The organism is Nonomuraea rhodomycinica, from assembly GCF_013363995.1.
GTDB classification, from domain to species: domain Bacteria; phylum Actinomycetota; class Actinomycetes; order Streptosporangiales; family Streptosporangiaceae; genus Nonomuraea; species Nonomuraea rhodomycinica.
In genome coordinates, this window is the sequence record NZ_JABWGO010000002.1 from 13,140 (window position 1) to 27,221 (window position 14,082).

The window sequence follows — 14,082 nt, forward strand, 5'->3', positions numbered from 1 at the left end:
GCAGCCGAAATGCCACGTAGCCTTAAGAAGGGTCCCTTCGTGGACGAGCACCTTCAGAAGAAGGTGGACGCCCAGAACGAGAAGGGCACCAAGAACGTCATCAAGACGTGGTCGCGGCGCTCCATGATCGTGCCTGACATGCTCGGGCACACGATCGCCGTTCACGATGGCCGCAAGCACGTGCCGGTGTTCGTCACCGAGTCGATGATCGGCCACAAGCTGGGAGAGTTCGCCCCCACGCGGACCTTCCGCAGCCACGTCAAGGAAGACCGCCGCAGCCGGCGATAGCAGCCTTCAGAAGTCAGAGGAGTAAGCGATGGAAGCCAGGGCTCAGGCGCGGTTCGTCCGCGTCACGCCCCAGAAGGCCCGCCGTGTGGTGGACCTTATTCGCGGGCTGCCCGCTTCGGAGGCGCAGGCCGTGCTGCAGTTCGCTCCCCAGTCGGCGAGCGAGCCGATCTACAAGGTGCTCAGCAGCGCGATGGCGAACGCTGAGCACAACTTCGACCTCGACCCGCAGACGCTCGTCGTCAGCCGGGCGTGGGTCGACGAGGGCCCGACGCTGAAGCGGTTCCGTCCGCGTGCACAGGGTCGCGCCTATCGGATCAACAAGCGGACGAGCCACATCACTGTGATCGTGGAGTCCCGCGAGCCGAAGGGAAGGACCCGATAGTGGGCCAGAAGGTTAACCCGCACGGGTTCCGCCTCGGCATCACGACCGACTTCAAGAGCCGGTGGTACGCCGACAAGCTGTACAAGTCGTACGTCGCCGAGGACGTGGCGATCCGCCGCATGCTGCAGAAGGGCATGGAGCGGGCCGGCATCTCCAAGGTGGAGATCGAGCGCACGACCGACCGCGTCCAGGTCGACATCCACACCGCGCGTCCGGGCATCGTCATCGGCCGCCGCGGCGCGGAGGCCGACCGCATCCGCGGTGACCTGGAGAAGCTGACCAAGAAGCAGGTCCAGCTCAACATCCTCGAGGTGAAGAACCCCGAGATCGACGCCCAGCTCGTCGCGCAGGGTGTCGCCGAGCAGCTCTCCAGCCGTGTCTCGTTCCGGCGGGCCATGCGCAAGGCGATGCAGTCGGCCATGAAGAGCGGCGCCAAGGGCATCCGGGTGCAGTGCTCCGGTCGTCTGGGCGGCGCCGAGATGTCGAGGTCGGAGTTCTACCGCGAGGGCCGTGTGCCGCTGCACACGCTCCGCGCTGACATCGACTTCGGGTTCTACGAGGCCCGTACCACCTTCGGCCGGATCGGCGTGAAGGTGTGGATCTACAAGGGCGAGGCTCCGACGAGCCGCGCCGAGCGCGAGGCGGCCGCTGCCGGTGCCCGTGCCGGCCAGCGTCGCGAGCGTGACGACCGTCGGGGTGGCGGCGACCGTCCCCGCCGCGGTGGCGCCGGTGGCGCCCGCCGTGGTGGCGGCCGCGGTGACCGCGCCCCCAGGACCGAGGCGGCCGCGCAGGCCGCCCCCGAGACCGGCCCGGCTGCGCAGCCGGGTGCTGAAGGGAGCTGACCATGCTGATCCCGCGCAGGGTCAAGCACCGCAAGCAGCACCGGCCTGACCGCAGCGGAGCCGCCAAGGGCGGCACCAGGGTCGTGTTCGGCGAGTTCGGCATCCAGGCGCTTGAGCACTCCTACGTGACCAACCGCCAGATCGAGTCGGCTCGTATCGCGATGACCCGTCACATCCGCCGTGGCGGCAAGGTGTGGATCAACATCTACCCCGACCGTCCGCTCACCAAGAAGCCGGCCGAGACCCGCATGGGTTCCGGTAAGGGCTCGCCTGAGTGGTGGATCGCCAACGTCAAGCCCGGACGCGTGATGTTCGAGCTGTCCGGCGTGGCGGAGCCGATCGCGCGTGAGGCGCTTCAGCGCGCGATCCACAAGCTCCCGATGAAGTGCAAGATCGTTAAGCGTGAAGTGGGTGAGGCGTGATGGCTAAGGGCCTGACCGCCGGCGAGCTGCGGGTGGAGGACCAGGACACGCTGGTCCAGAAGCTCAAGGAAGCCAAGGAGGAGCTGTTCAACCTCCGCTTCCAGGCGGCGACCGGTCAGTTGGAGAGCCACGGGCGGCTGCGCGCCGTCCGCCGCGAGATCGCCCGTATCTACACCGTGATGCGTGAGCGTGAGCTCGGCATCGTCACGGTCGAGAAGGAGACGAGCGATGGCTGAGACCGAGACCACCGAGACCACCACCGAGGGTGGCCGTAACTTCCGCAAGGTCCGCGAGGGCCTCGTCGTCAGCGACAAGATGGACAAGACCGTCGTCGTCGCTGTCGAGGACCGCGTGAAGCACCGTCTGTACGGCAAGGTCATCCGCCGTACGACCAAGTACAAGGCGCACGACGAGTCCAACGCCTGCGGCGTGGGCGACCGTGTGCTTCTGATGGAGACTCGTCCGCTCTCCGCCACCAAGCGGTGGCGGGTCGTCGAGATCCTCGAGAAGGCCAAGTAACCCTTCTCGGATATACCGCGCCTCGTGGGGGGTGGAGACACCCCCCATGACGGTGTCCAAGGACGTGGGACCTTCCCGCGTCGCCTGCGGTGCGGCTCCGCGGAGCTGTGGCCGGAGGACCAAGAAACCGACGGGTTCCGCCAGGCTCAGCGATGAGAACCGGCGCGACTAACAGGAGTAATCGTGATCCAGCAGGAGTCGCGGCTCAAGGTCGCCGACAACACGGGTGCCAAGGAGATTCTCTGCATCCGTGTTCTCGGCGGTTCGGGCCGACGCTACGCCGGTATCGGCGACGTCATCGTCGCCACTGTCAAGGACGCGCTGCCGGGCAGCACGGGCGTCAAGAAGGGCGACGTGGTCAAGGCCGTCGTCGTCCGCACGGTCAAGGAGCGCCGCCGGCCCGACGGCTCCTACATCCGCTTCGACGAGAACGCTGCCGTGATCATCAAGGACAGCGGCGACCCTCGTGGCACTCGTATCTTCGGCCCGGTCGGCCGCGAGCTGCGCGACAAGAAGTTCATGCGCATCATCTCGCTCGCCCCGGAGGTGCTGTAATGCCGAAGCAGCTGCACGTGAAGAAGGGTGACCTCGTCCAGGTCATCGCCGGCAAGGACAAGGGTGCCAAGGGTCACGTGATCGCCACTCTCCCGCGCGAGGACCGCGTGGTGGTCGAGGGCGTCAACATGATCAAGAAGCACTCCAAGGAGACCCACCAGGGTCCGCGCGGCGCCAAGACCGGCGGCGTGCAGACCATGGAGGGCCCCATCCACGTGAGCAACGTGAAGAAGCTCAAGGACGACAAGCCCGCCGACAAGAAGGCCGACAAGGCCGACGAGACGGGTGAGGACAGCTGATGACTGCCACGACCACCGAGACCGAGCGTCCGACGCCGCGCCTCAAGACGAAGTACCGCGAGGAGATCGCGGCTCAGCTTCGCGAGCAGTTCGGCATCGAGAACGTCATGCAGATCCCCGGCCTGGTGAAGATCAAGGTCAACATGGGTGTCGGCGAGGCGGCCCGCGACTCGAAGCTCATCGAGGGCGCCGTTCGCGACCTCACCGTGATCACCGGCCAGAAGCCGGCCGTCGTCCGGGCCCGCAAGTCCATCGCCCAGTTCAAGCTGCGCGAGGGCATGCCGATCGGCGCGCACGTCACGCTCCGCGGCGACCGCATGTGGGAGTTCCTCGACCGGCTGCTGTCGCTGGCGCTGCCCCGCATCCGTGACTTCCGCGGCCTGTCGCCGAAGCAGTTCGACGGCAACGGCAACTACACGTTCGGTCTGACCGAGCAGGTCATGTTCCACGAGGTCGACCAGGACAAGGTCGACCGGCCGCGAGGCATGGACATCACCATCGTGACCACGGCGAAGAACGACGACCAGGGCCGGGCGCTGCTGAAGCTCCTCGGCTTCCCCTTCAAGGAGGCCTGATCATGGCGAAGAAGTCGCTGATCGCCAAGGCTAAGCGCAAGCCGAAGTTCGAGGTCCGGGCCTACACCCGGTGCTCGCGCTGCGGTCGTCCCCGCGCCGTCTACAGGAAGTTCGGCCTGTGCCGCGTGTGCTTCCGTGAGATGGCACACCGGGGCGAGCTTCCTGGCATCACCAAGTCCAGCTGGTAGTTACCCTGTGGGGGCGGCGTGACGTCGTCGCCCCCACGGGCTGCCGGCCGCACATAGAGAAACACTGACAAATCCGGAGACTCTCGCCGAGAGCCTCCATGACCACGCCGAAGGTCCACCGGCAGAGCGGTGCGTACGCACTCGATGCTTGGCCGACTGGAAACCGCGGCGAGGAAGGCCACTGGCCATGACGATGACCGACCCCATCGCAGACATGCTGACGCGTCTGCGGAATGCGAACTCGGCGTACCACGAGAGTGTGTCGATGCCGTATTCGAAGATCAAGGCCCACATCGCCGAGATCCTCCAGCAGGAGGGCTACATCCAGTCTTGGTCCGTCGAGGACGCCAAGGTTGGCAAGAACCTCGTGGTGGAGCTCAAGTTCGGGCCGACCCGTGAGCGGTCGCTCGCGGGCCTGCGCCGGGTCTCCAAGCCCGGTCTGCGGGTGTACGCGAAGAAGGACAACCTGCCTCGAGTCCTGGGCGGGCTCGGCGTCGCGATCATCTCGACGTCCGCCGGCCTCATGACCGACAAGCAGGCCGGCAAGCGTGGTGTGGGCGGGGAAGTCCTCGCCTACGTCTGGTAGAAGGGAGGAACACAGCATGTCACGAATCGGACGGCTGCCCATCCCTGTGCCCAGTGGCGTAGACATCACGATCACCGGCCAGGATGTCCAGGTCAAGGGCCCGAAGGGCACGCTCACTCACACGGTCGCCGAGCCCATCGCGGTGGCTCGGGACGACGACGGCGCCATCGCCGTCACCCGCCCCAACGACGAGAACAAGGTCCGCGCGCTGCACGGCCTGTCTCGCACCCTGATCGCCAACATGGTGCAGGGCGTCACCCAGGGCTACTCCAAGACCCTGGAGATCGTCGGCGTCGGTTACCGCGTCCAGGCCAAGGGCCCGACGCAGCTGGAGTTCGCGCTGGGCTTCAGCCACCCGGTCATCGTCGACGCCCCCGAGGGTGTCACCTTCCGCGTCGAGAAGCCGACCCTGTTCCACGTGGACGGCATCGACAAGCAGAAGGTCGGCGAGGTCGCCGCCAACATCCGCAAGCTGCGCAAGCCCGACCCGTACAAGGGCAAGGGCGTGCGCTACCAGGGCGAACAGATCCGCCGCAAGGTCGGAAAGGCTGGTAAGTAGGCATGGCTCCGAAGGTTGCGTTCAGCAAGCACACGGCTGCCCGCACCGTCTCGCGGGCCCGCCGTCACCGCCGCGTCCGCAAGTTCGTCGTCGGTACGGCCGAGCGTCCGCGCCTGGTCGTCAACCGCTCGACCCGTCACCTCTTCGTGCAGATCGTGGACGACTCCGTCGGCCACACCCTGGTGAGCGCGTCCACCATGGACGCCTCCCTGCGCACGCTCGAGGCGGACAAGACCGAGAAGGCGAAGAAGGTCGGCGAGCTCCTCGCTCAGCGGGCCAAGGAAGCCGGGATCACCAAGGTCGTCTTCGACCGCGGTGGCAACCGGTATGCGGGCCGGATCGCGGCGCTGGCTGACAGCGCGCGCGAGGGTGGGCTCGAATTCTGATGAGGGCCCGAGGATCGCAAATGATGGCTACTGAGATGAGGAACCACTGATGGCTGCAGCTCCGCGTCGCGGTGGCGGCACCGGTGGCGAGCGGCGGGACCGTCGTGACGATCGCCGCGGTGGCGCCGCCGACAAGGGCGTCTCGTACATCGAGCGCGTAGTGAAGATCAACCGAGTGGCCAAGGTCGTGAAGGGTGGTCGTCGCTTCAGCTTCACCGCCCTCGTCGTCGTCGGTGACGGCAACGGCCTGGTCGGCGTCGGTTACGGCAAGGCCAAGGAAGTGCCCGCGGCCATCGCCAAGGGCGTCGAAGAGGCGAAGAAGCACTTCTTCAAGGTGCCTCGCATCCAGGGCACGATCCCGCACACCGTGCAGGGCGAGGAGGCGGCCGGCGTCGTCTTCCTGCGTCCCGCCTCGGCCGGTACCGGCGTCATCGCCGGCGGCCCGGTGCGCGCGGTCCTGGAGTGCGCGGGCATCCACGACGTGCTGTCGAAGTCGCTCGGCTCCGACAACCCCATCAACATCGTGCACGCCACCGTGGCGGCTCTGAAGGGCCTGTCGCGCCCCGAGGAGATCGCCGCCCGCCGTGGCCTGCCGATCGAGGACGTCGCTCCGGCCCGGATGCTCAAGGCTCAGCGCGAGGGCATCGCCGAGGCCGCCGCGGCGGCGAAGGCGGTGAGCTAGTCATGGCACGCCTGAAGATCACTCAGGTTCGCTCGAAGATCGGTGGCAAGCAGAACCAGCGTGACTCGCTGCGTTCGCTTGGCCTGAAGCGAATCGGCGACGTCGTCGTCAAGGAGGACCGGCCCGAGATCCGTGGCATGGTCTCCGTGGTGACGCACCTCGTCGAGGTGGAAGAGGTCGACTAGTCATGACTGACAAGGCTCCGCTGAAGATTCACGACCTGCGTCCCGCCCCCGGCGCCAACAAGTCCAAGGTCCGCAAGGGCCGTGGCGAGGGCTCCAAGGGCAAGACCGCTGGTCGCGGCACCAAGGGCTCGCGGGCCCGTACCGGCGTGCCCCTCGGTTTCGAGGGTGGCCAGGTGCCGCTGCAGAGGCGTCTGCCGAAGCTCAAGGGCTTCTCCAACGCGCTGTTCAAGACGTCCTACCAGGTCGTCAACCTGGACAGGATCGGCGAGCTGTTCCCCGAGGGTGGCGATGTCACCGTCGAGACGCTGGTCGCCAAGGGTGCTGTCCGTAAGAACCAGCTCGTCAAGGTGCTCGGCACCGGCGAGATCTCCGTCGCGGTGAACGTGCAGGCTCACGCCTTCTCGGCCGCCGCCAAGGAGAAGATCGCCGCGGCCGGTGGCTCCGTTACCGAGCTGTAAATACGCTATGACGAGGCGTGGGGGCTCTGACAATGGGCTCCCACGCCCGTAGTGCGTTAGAGTTCGCGAGACGGCAGGCTTCTGTCCGGCTCGTTTGACTTGAGACTTCAGATGGCAGATCCCCGCACCATCGCATACTCACATCGCCGAATAGGCGCGCAGGAGGGACCGTGCTGACCGCGTTTACCCGGGCGTTCCGGACGCCGGACCTGCGCAAGAAGTTGCTCTTCACTCTGGGCATCATCGCGCTGTTCCGTCTTGGCTCGGTTCTTCCGACTCCGGGCGTTCATGTCGAGAATCTCGCGAACTGCTTCCAGCAGGCGCGAAACGGTGCATCCGGCAACATCTACGGGATGGTGCAGCTGTTCAGCGGCGGTGCCCTCCTGAAGCTGTCGGTGTTCGCGCTCGGCATCATGCCGTATATCACGGCGAGCATCATCCTGCAGCTGCTCGTCGTCGTCATCCCTCGTCTTGAGGCACTCAAGAAGGAGGGGCAGGCCGGCCAGACCAAGATCACACAGTACACGCGTTACCTGACGATCGGTCTCGGTGTCCTGCAGTCCACGGCCTTCATCGCGCTCGCGCGCTCCGGTCAGCTGTTCCCGAACTGCCAGCAGGAAGTGCTGATCAACCCGAACGACATCTTCGGCATCATCACGATGGTCGTCATCATGACGGCCGGCACCTCCGTGATCATGTGGCTGGGCGAGCTCGTCACCGACCGCGGCGTCGGCAACGGCATGTCCATCCTGATCTTCACCTCCGTCGTGTCGGTGTTCCCGTCCGAGCTGGCCAGCATCTTCCAGGCCAACAAGTTCACCTTCACGGTCGTCATGGTCGTCGGCATCTTCATGATCGCCGCGGTCGTCTTCGTCGAGCAGGCGCAGCGGCGCATCCCGGTGCAGTACGCCAAGCGGATGGTCGGCCGGCGCATGTACGGCGGCACCTCGACCTACATCCCGCTGAAGGTCAACCAGGCCGGCATCATCCCGGTCATCTTCGCCTCGTCGCTGCTCTACCTTCCGCAGCTGATCACGTCGCTGTTCGCCAACACCGAGAACCCGAACGTGGTCGTCCAGTGGATCGCGCAGAACCTGGCCGGCGGCAACACGCCCACCTACATGATCACGTTCTTCGTGCTGATCGTGTTCTTCACGTACTTCTATGTGTCCATCACTTTCAACCCCCCTGAAGTGGCTGACAACATGAAGAAGTACGGTGGGTTCATTCCGGGCATCCGCCCGGGCCGGCCGACGGCTGAATACCTGAACTTCGTGCTCACCCGTCTGACCGCGCCCGGCGCGCTCTATCTGGGTCTGATCGCCATGGTCCCGATCGTCGCGCTGGCGGTGGCCGGTGCGAGCCAGAACTTCCCGTTCGGAGGGACGAGCATTCTGATCATGGTTGGTGTCGGCCTGGACACGGTCAAGCAGATCGAGAGCCAGCTGCAGCAGCGTAACTACGAAGGTTTCCTGCGGTAGTGCGTCTCGTTCTGGTAGGGCCCCCCGGAGCGGGAAAGGGGACACAGGCCCAGTACATCGCATCCAACCTGTCCATCCCGAAGATCTCGACAGGTGACATCTTCCGTGCCAACGTCTCGGGCGGCACGGAGCTCGGCAAGCTTGCCAAGACGTACATGGACCGCGGCGACCTGGTGCCCGACGAGGTCACCATCGCCATGGTCCGTGACCGTCTCTCCGAGGACGACGCCCAGGACGGGTTCCTGCTCGACGGCTTCCCCCGCAACGTCCCGCAGGCCGAGATCCTGCGCGACATGCTCAAGGACTGGGGACAGGCGCTCGACCTGGTGCTGGAACTGGTGGTCGACGACGACGAGGTGGTCCGCCGCCTCGCCGGCCGGCGTACGTGCAGCCAGTGCGGCCGTATCTGGCACGTGGAGTTCGACGACAAGCAGGACGACCGGTGCGACGTCTGCGGCGGCGCGCTGTTCCAGCGTGACGACGACAAGGAAGAGACCATCAGGCACCGCCTGGAGGTCTACCAGGTGCAGACCGCGCCGCTGGTCGCCTACTACGCCGACGAGGGCATCCTGGTCGGCGTGGACGCGACCGGCCCGGTCGAGGAGGTCACCGAGCGTGCCATGGAGGCGATCCGCCCTTTCACGGGATAGCTCTGCTGACGGACTGACGAGGTGGCACGAGTTTCTTCGTGCCACCTCGCGGCTATTGTGGGGGAATTGGGCTCCCGCGTCCGCTCGTTCCCAACCTAGGGGTGCCGAAAAGTGTTCAAGAAGAACAGACATGGAATTCAGATCAAGTCGGCCGAGCAGCTGGAGAAGATGCGCTCGGCCGGTCTCGTGGTCGGACGCACGCTGGACCTGCTGAGGCGGTCGGTCGAGCCGGGCATGACGCCGCTCGACCTCGACGTCATCGCCGAGAAGGCGATCAGGGAAGAAGGCGCGATCCCGTCGTTCAAGGGCTACCAGGGCTTCCCGGCGACCATCTGCGCGTCCGTCAACGACGAGGTCGTCCACGGCATCCCGACCAAGGCCCGCAAGCTGCGCGAAGGCGACATCATCTCCATCGACTGCGGCGCCATCCTCGACGGCTGGCACGGCGACTCGGCGGTGACGGTGCCCGTCGGCGAGGTGGCGCCCGAGCTCACGGAGCTGATGCGGGTCACCGAGGAGGCCATGTGGCGCGGCATCGCCGCGCTCACGCCGGGCCGCCACCTGTCCGACATCGGTTACGAGATCGAGCGGTACGTCAGGTCGCAGGGCCGGTTCGGCATCCCGCCGGAGTACGGCGGCCACGGCATCGGCACCGAGATGCACATGGACCCGTGGATCGCCAACCACGGCCGCCCCGGCAAGGGCCCGGTCCTGGAGGAGGGCATGTGCCTGGCCATCGAGCCGATGGTCAACCTGGGCACCGCGCGGACCCGCGTGCTGGCCGACGACTGGACCGTCGTGACCATCGACGGCAAGTCCTCCGCGCACTTCGAACACAGCGTCGCCGTGACACATAATGGTCCTTGGGTGCTTACCGCCCTGGACGGGGGCGAATCGCGCCTGGCGCAGCCGCATAACTGACCTGGAGTGGTGGAATGGCACAGAGCCCCGAGATGCGTGCCTCCGATTCCGATCGCGACCGGGTGGCCGCCGTGCTCAGGGAGCACACCGCGCAAGGCCGGATCACCATGGACGAGTTCAACGAGCGGCTGGAGCAGCTCTACCAGAGCAAGACGTACGGCGAGCTGGAGCGGCTGACCTCGGACCTGCCGGATGTGGACCTGCGCCACCGGCAGCTCGCCAAACAGAGCGACAAGGCCGCCAAGAAGAAGGCCAAGGCACACGCCGGCGTGCGCGCCGCCTGGGGCACCTGGGCCATGGCCAGCTCGATCAACTGGGTGATCTGGCTGATCGTCAGCGTGACGGCCGACGGCTGGATCTATCCGTGGCCGCTGTGGGTCATGGGGCCGTGGGGCGTGGTGCTGCTGGTGAGCACGATCTTCGGCTCGGGCGGGTCCTCGCAGAAGCAGTGAAGTGTGCACTAGTGCACTCTGCGTATTCCTCCACAGATCGGACAGCTGAATCTTCCTAACGTGAGTCGCGTCGAGAAGCACCGACTCATCGGAGGAAGACATGCGCAAGCTCATCGCGACGGCCGCCCTCGCCGGCTCCCTCGCCGCCGGCCTCGCCCTGACCGCCCCGGCCGCGCAGGCCGCGACCGCCGCCACCCCGCTCACGGCCGCCGCGTCCCAGAGCGCCTCGGTCCACAAGTGGGGCACGTTCTACTCCCACAGCCACAAGGCCGCCACCTACGGCTACACCTGGAAGTCGCACGGCCGGGTCTACACCAAGTGGTACGGCAAGGAGTCGACCCCCAGGTCCGGCTACATCTGGTTCCGCTACGAGTTCAAGGGCGGCGGGGGCGGCAAGTTCTTCCGCCCGTGGGACGGCTCGCACAGCGAGACCTGGTCGAAGAAGGGGCTCAAGAGCGTGTACACGTACACGTGCTGGGGCGGCAAGTTCAACGACTGCGGCAAGGTGTACCGCATCTACTGATGATCTACTGATGCCGGCCGCTGACGCCCGCCCCTCCGCTCCCGCTCCCGCTCGTCGCGCGGCCGGGGACGCGTCTCTCCCGGCGTCCCGGTCCCGCCGGCTCAGGCCGGGTTGCTCCTCCCCGCCCCGGCCCCGAACCCCTCAGAAGGCTCGCCGATCTCCCGTCGGCGGGCCTTCTCCGCGTGCGGGCCCGGCCCGTCAGCCGCTGGTAAGGGGTGCCGCCGCGGGTCTCCGGCTCTCCGGGTCTTCGAATCTCCGCGCCTCCGCATCTCCGGGTCTCTGGGTCTCCGGGTCTCTGGGTCTCCGGGTCTCTGGTGCTTCGAGGACCTTCCGGCCTCCGGGGCCGCGGGCCTCCAGACGCCGAGGCCTACTGGCCTCCGGGCGGAGCTTCCGGACTCCCGACCTCCTGGGTCGCTGGACCTCCTGTACCTTGACCCGGACACCCTGGCCTCCGACCTCGCGGGCCCATGAAGCCGGCGGGCTCGATGACCTTGGCGAGGGTGGACGAGCGGCCAGCGGCGTCGCGGCTCGCCGCGTACCGGTGCGTTGTGCATCGCGGTGAGTCGATCGTCGTGCCGGTGGGCGAGGAAGGCCGGTCGGGCCCGGAATCGGCGGGCGAACGTACGGCGGCTCCACGCCCGGCGCCCCCGGCGTCGCGGTGAAGGGGACGATGTGGCGACGGTGGCGCGGGCGGGGTCATGACGCGTCCGCCGTGGGGTAAACTGATCCGTGGTTGTGTCAGGACACCTGGCACGCGTTTCGCGTTTTTGGCTCAGGTGTCGTACACTCCTTAGTCGGCTCACTATGACTACCACGCGTCGGCGTCCTTTGCCGGACGCCGCTCTCTTCGAAGCGTGAAGGTCGCGGCTGCTAGTGAACCGGAGCCTCAGACGATCGATCAGTGAAACGCGAGGGATTTTGGCCAAGAAAGACGGCGCCATCGAGATCGAGGGCACTGTGGTCGAGTCGCTCCCGAACGCCATGTTCCGGGTGCAGCTCGACAACGGCCATAAGGTCCTGGCCCACATCAGCGGCCGGATGCGAATGCACTACATCCGGATCCTGCCTGACGACCGGGTGGTCGTGGAACTGAGCCCCTACGACCTCAGTCGTGGGCGGATCGTCTACCGATACAAGTGAAGACGTCTGAGGAACACGAAGGACAATGAAGGTAAAGCCGAGCGTCAAGAAGATCTGCGACAAGTGCAAGGTGATTCGCCGGCACGGTCGCGTCATGGTGATCTGCGACAACCTGCGCCACAAGCAGCGCCAGGGCTAGTCGCCGCAAGGCTTCTCCGAGTCCGCCCCGATTCCAGGGAGCGGGCTCGACGCATGAGGAGCCTGAAGTCAGTAGTAACGCTTCACACCTGAGCAGGCGGCGTGCCGCGCGGGGCCTGGCCTCGCATGGGCACGGAAGGCCGTACCACTCAGGAGACCCCCGGTCGGAGGCCGGGGCCCTCACCCCGGGCATGGGGAGGGGAGATGAGGCGTAAGACCTCCGCCACAAAGAAGGAGAATGCCCGACCATGGCCCGCCTGGTTGGCGTCGACCTCCCCCGCGAGAAGCGGCTGGAGATCGCTCTCACCTACATCTACGGAATCGGCCGCACCCGCGCTCAGGAGATCCTCCAGGCGACCGGTGTCAGCGGCGACATCCGCGTGCACCAGCTCACCGACAACGAGCTCGTCCCGATGCGTGACTACATCGAGGCGAACTTCAAGATCGAGGGTGACCTGCGCCGCGAGGTCCAGGCCGACATCCGTCGCAAGATCGAAATTGGCTGTTACCAGGGTATCCGGCACCGCAAGGGCCTGCCCGTCCACGGCCAGCGCACGCAGACCAACGCGCGCACCCGCAAGGGCAAGAAGAAGACCGTGGCCGGCAAGAAGAAGCCCGGTAAGAAGTAGTCCGCACTGGAGCGGCCGGCGCCCGGGCCCCACAGCCGTGATCGGCGAGGGCCGGGCCGGCACGACCGCTCTCAGCAGCCGCGAGACCGAACACCTCAGGAGTGAAGGCGAAGGATGCCTCCTAAGAGCCGTCAGGGTGCGCCGAAGAAGGTGCGCCGCAAGGAGAAGAAGAACGTCGCTCATGGGCACGCCCACATCAAGAGCACGTTCAACAACACGATCGTTTCGATCACCGACCCCAACGGGAACGTGATCTCCTGGGCCAGCGCCGGCCACGTGGGTTTCAAGGGCTCCCGTAAGTCCACCCCGTTCGCCGCCCAGATGGCCGCCGAGAACGCCGCCCGCCGCGCCATGGAGCACGGCATGCGCAAGGTCGACGTCTTCGTCAAGGGGCCGGGATCCGGCCGCGAGACCGCGATCCGCTCCCTCCAGGCCACCGGCCTCGAGGTCGGGTCGATCCAGGACGTCACCCCGGTCCCGCACAACGGCTGCCGTCCGCCGAAGCGCCGCCGCGTCTGATCCAGGAGATATTGAGAAATGGCTCGTTACACGGGCGCGGACTGCAAGCTCTGCCGTCGCGAGAAGACCAAGCTCTTCCTCAAGGGCAGCAAGTGCGAGTCCGCCAAGTGCCCCATCGAGATCCGTCCCTACCCGCCGGGTGAGCACGGTCGCGGACGTCCGAAGGAGTCCGAGTACCAGCTCCAGCTTCGCGAGAAGCAGAAGACCCGTCGCATCTACGGCGTCCTCGAGAAGCAGTTCCACAACTACTACGAGGAAGCCACCCGCAAGACCGGCAAGACGGGTGAGGTGCTGCTCCAGATCCTGGAGACCCGCCTCGACAACGTCGTCTACCGCGCCGGTTTCGCCCAGTCGCGCGACGCCGCCCGCCAGCAGGTCCGTCACGGCCACTTCCTGGTGAACGGCAAGAAGGTCGACATCCCGTCGTACCGCGTGCGCGAGCACGACATCATCGAGGTCCGCGAGAACAAGCGCGGCCTGCTGCCGTACGAGGTGGCCCGCGCCACTGCCGGCGAGCGCACCGTCCCGGCCTGGCTGGGCGTCGTGCCGGAGAAGCTCCGCGTCCTGGTTCACCAGCTGCCGGTCCGCCAGCAGATCGACACCCAGGTCCAGGAGCAGCTGATCGTCGAGTACTACTCCAAGTAGTCCTCGCCCGCCTGATGGCGTACGGCCTGCCGTACGCCATTTAGGCTGTATATCGGAG

The 14,082-nt window shown here is 66.5% G+C and carries 26 protein-coding genes; all 26 read left to right on the forward strand.

Annotated elements, in window-relative coordinates; all coding sequences use genetic code 11:
• The first annotated feature begins 9 nt into the window (after positions 1 to 9).
• The 26 genes from rpsS (at position 10) to rpsD (ending at position 14,024) form a co-directional block, all read left to right on the forward strand.
• Positions 10 to 288, forward strand: a complete 279-nt coding sequence (rpsS, locus tag HT134_RS11120; RefSeq protein WP_080043236.1) for a 30S ribosomal protein S19 — start codon at positions 10 to 12, stop codon at positions 286 to 288.
• A gap of 28 nt (positions 289 to 316) precedes the next feature.
• Complete coding sequence (gene rplV / locus HT134_RS11125; protein WP_020542306.1) at positions 317 to 670, forward strand: 50S ribosomal protein L22; 354 nt, start codon at positions 317 to 319, stop codon at positions 668 to 670.
• On the forward strand, positions 670 to 1,512 hold the full coding sequence (rpsC, locus tag HT134_RS11130) for a 30S ribosomal protein S3 (RefSeq protein WP_175587899.1): 843 nt from the start codon (positions 670 to 672) through the stop codon (positions 1,510 to 1,512). Before rplV ends, rpsC begins: the two co-directional genes overlap by 1 nt.
• Positions 1,513 to 1,514: 2 nt before the next feature.
• The gene (gene rplP / locus HT134_RS11135) at positions 1,515 to 1,934 is read left to right on the forward strand and encodes a 50S ribosomal protein L16 (RefSeq protein ID WP_101783547.1); all 420 of its coding nucleotides are present in this window, start codon (positions 1,515 to 1,517) and stop codon (positions 1,932 to 1,934) included.
• The gene (gene rpmC / locus HT134_RS11140; RefSeq protein ID WP_080047279.1) at positions 1,934 to 2,170 is read left to right on the forward strand and encodes a 50S ribosomal protein L29; all 237 of its coding nucleotides are present in this window, start codon (positions 1,934 to 1,936) and stop codon (positions 2,168 to 2,170) included. Before rplP ends, rpmC begins: the two co-directional genes overlap by 1 nt.
• Positions 2,163 to 2,453 carry a 30S ribosomal protein S17 gene (gene rpsQ / locus HT134_RS11145; RefSeq protein WP_175600306.1) on the forward strand — a complete coding sequence of 97 codons (291 nt, stop codon included), beginning with the start codon at positions 2,163 to 2,165 and terminating at the stop codon, positions 2,451 to 2,453. The genes rpmC and rpsQ overlap by 8 nt, the downstream gene beginning before the upstream one ends.
• 183 nt (positions 2,454 to 2,636) lie before the next feature.
• Entirely contained in the window at positions 2,637 to 3,008 is a 372-nt protein-coding gene (gene rplN, locus HT134_RS11150) for a 50S ribosomal protein L14 (protein ID WP_043623452.1), read from the forward strand.
• A gap of 11 nt (positions 3,009 to 3,019) precedes the next feature.
• On the forward strand, positions 3,020 to 3,307 hold the full coding sequence (rplX, locus tag HT134_RS11155; protein WP_246364399.1) for a 50S ribosomal protein L24: 288 nt from the start codon (positions 3,020 to 3,022) through the stop codon (positions 3,305 to 3,307).
• Positions 3,307 to 3,882, forward strand: a complete 576-nt coding sequence (gene rplE, locus HT134_RS11160; RefSeq protein WP_101783550.1) for a 50S ribosomal protein L5 — start codon at positions 3,307 to 3,309, stop codon at positions 3,880 to 3,882. Before rplX ends, rplE begins: the two co-directional genes overlap by 1 nt.
• A 2-nt stretch (positions 3,883 to 3,884) precedes the next feature.
• Entirely contained in the window at positions 3,885 to 4,070 is a 186-nt protein-coding gene (locus tag HT134_RS11165; RefSeq protein WP_175587896.1) for a type Z 30S ribosomal protein S14, read from the forward strand.
• Between the two features lie 187 nt (positions 4,071 to 4,257).
• Entirely contained in the window at positions 4,258 to 4,656 is a 399-nt protein-coding gene (gene rpsH, locus HT134_RS11170) for a 30S ribosomal protein S8 (RefSeq protein WP_173521474.1), read from the forward strand.
• A 16-nt stretch (positions 4,657 to 4,672) separates the two neighbouring features.
• Positions 4,673 to 5,215, forward strand: a complete 543-nt coding sequence (rplF, locus tag HT134_RS11175; protein WP_175600308.1) for a 50S ribosomal protein L6 — start codon at positions 4,673 to 4,675, stop codon at positions 5,213 to 5,215.
• A 2-nt stretch (positions 5,216 to 5,217) separates the two neighbouring features.
• Positions 5,218 to 5,601, forward strand: coding sequence for a 50S ribosomal protein L18 (gene rplR / locus HT134_RS11180; protein ID WP_175600309.1), 384 nt, complete (start codon positions 5,218 to 5,220; stop codon positions 5,599 to 5,601).
• A 49-nt stretch (positions 5,602 to 5,650) separates the two neighbouring features.
• Complete coding sequence (rpsE, locus tag HT134_RS11185) at positions 5,651 to 6,283, forward strand: 30S ribosomal protein S5 (protein ID WP_175600310.1); 633 nt, start codon at positions 5,651 to 5,653, stop codon at positions 6,281 to 6,283.
• Between the two features lie 2 nt (positions 6,284 to 6,285).
• Entirely contained in the window at positions 6,286 to 6,468 is a 183-nt protein-coding gene (gene rpmD, locus HT134_RS11190; RefSeq protein ID WP_080043226.1) for a 50S ribosomal protein L30, read from the forward strand.
• Positions 6,469 to 6,470: 2 nt separating this feature from the next.
• Positions 6,471 to 6,926: a 50S ribosomal protein L15 gene (rplO, locus tag HT134_RS11195; RefSeq protein WP_175600311.1), complete on the forward strand. Its 456-nt coding sequence runs from the start codon at positions 6,471 to 6,473 to the stop codon at positions 6,924 to 6,926.
• Positions 6,927 to 7,096: 170 nt separating this feature from the next.
• The gene (secY, locus tag HT134_RS11200) at positions 7,097 to 8,407 is read left to right on the forward strand and encodes a preprotein translocase subunit SecY (RefSeq protein ID WP_175600312.1); all 1,311 of its coding nucleotides are present in this window, start codon (positions 7,097 to 7,099) and stop codon (positions 8,405 to 8,407) included.
• A complete protein-coding gene (locus HT134_RS11205) occupies positions 8,407 to 9,057 on the forward strand; it encodes an adenylate kinase (protein ID WP_175600313.1) in 651 nt (216 codons plus the stop codon). Before secY ends, HT134_RS11205 begins: the two co-directional genes overlap by 1 nt.
• Before the next feature lie 111 nt (positions 9,058 to 9,168).
• A complete protein-coding gene (gene map, locus HT134_RS11210; protein ID WP_175600314.1) occupies positions 9,169 to 9,978 on the forward strand; it encodes a type I methionyl aminopeptidase in 810 nt (269 codons plus the stop codon).
• A 32-nt stretch (positions 9,979 to 10,010) separates the two neighbouring features.
• Positions 10,011 to 10,430: a DUF1707 SHOCT-like domain-containing protein gene (locus HT134_RS11215; RefSeq protein ID WP_246364363.1), complete on the forward strand. Its 420-nt coding sequence runs from the start codon at positions 10,011 to 10,013 to the stop codon at positions 10,428 to 10,430.
• Positions 10,431 to 10,530: 100 nt separating this feature from the next.
• Complete coding sequence (locus HT134_RS11220) at positions 10,531 to 10,953, forward strand: hypothetical protein (protein ID WP_175600316.1); 423 nt, start codon at positions 10,531 to 10,533, stop codon at positions 10,951 to 10,953.
• A gap of 918 nt (positions 10,954 to 11,871) precedes the next feature.
• Positions 11,872 to 12,093 (forward strand): translation initiation factor IF-1, encoded by a 222-nt coding sequence (gene infA / locus HT134_RS11225; RefSeq protein ID WP_012887858.1) that lies wholly within the window; start codon positions 11,872 to 11,874, stop codon positions 12,091 to 12,093.
• A 25-nt stretch (positions 12,094 to 12,118) separates the two neighbouring features.
• Entirely contained in the window at positions 12,119 to 12,232 is a 114-nt protein-coding gene (gene rpmJ, locus HT134_RS11230) for a 50S ribosomal protein L36 (protein WP_003956441.1), read from the forward strand.
• A gap of 247 nt (positions 12,233 to 12,479) precedes the next feature.
• Positions 12,480 to 12,860, forward strand: a complete 381-nt coding sequence (rpsM, locus tag HT134_RS11235; protein WP_175600317.1) for a 30S ribosomal protein S13 — start codon at positions 12,480 to 12,482, stop codon at positions 12,858 to 12,860.
• A gap of 114 nt (positions 12,861 to 12,974) precedes the next feature.
• Positions 12,975 to 13,379 (forward strand): 30S ribosomal protein S11, encoded by a 405-nt coding sequence (rpsK, locus tag HT134_RS11240; RefSeq protein WP_020542285.1) that lies wholly within the window; start codon positions 12,975 to 12,977, stop codon positions 13,377 to 13,379.
• A gap of 18 nt (positions 13,380 to 13,397) precedes the next feature.
• Positions 13,398 to 14,024: a 30S ribosomal protein S4 gene (gene rpsD, locus HT134_RS11245; RefSeq protein WP_175600318.1), complete on the forward strand. Its 627-nt coding sequence runs from the start codon at positions 13,398 to 13,400 to the stop codon at positions 14,022 to 14,024.
• Positions 14,025 to 14,082: the final 58 nt, after the last annotated feature.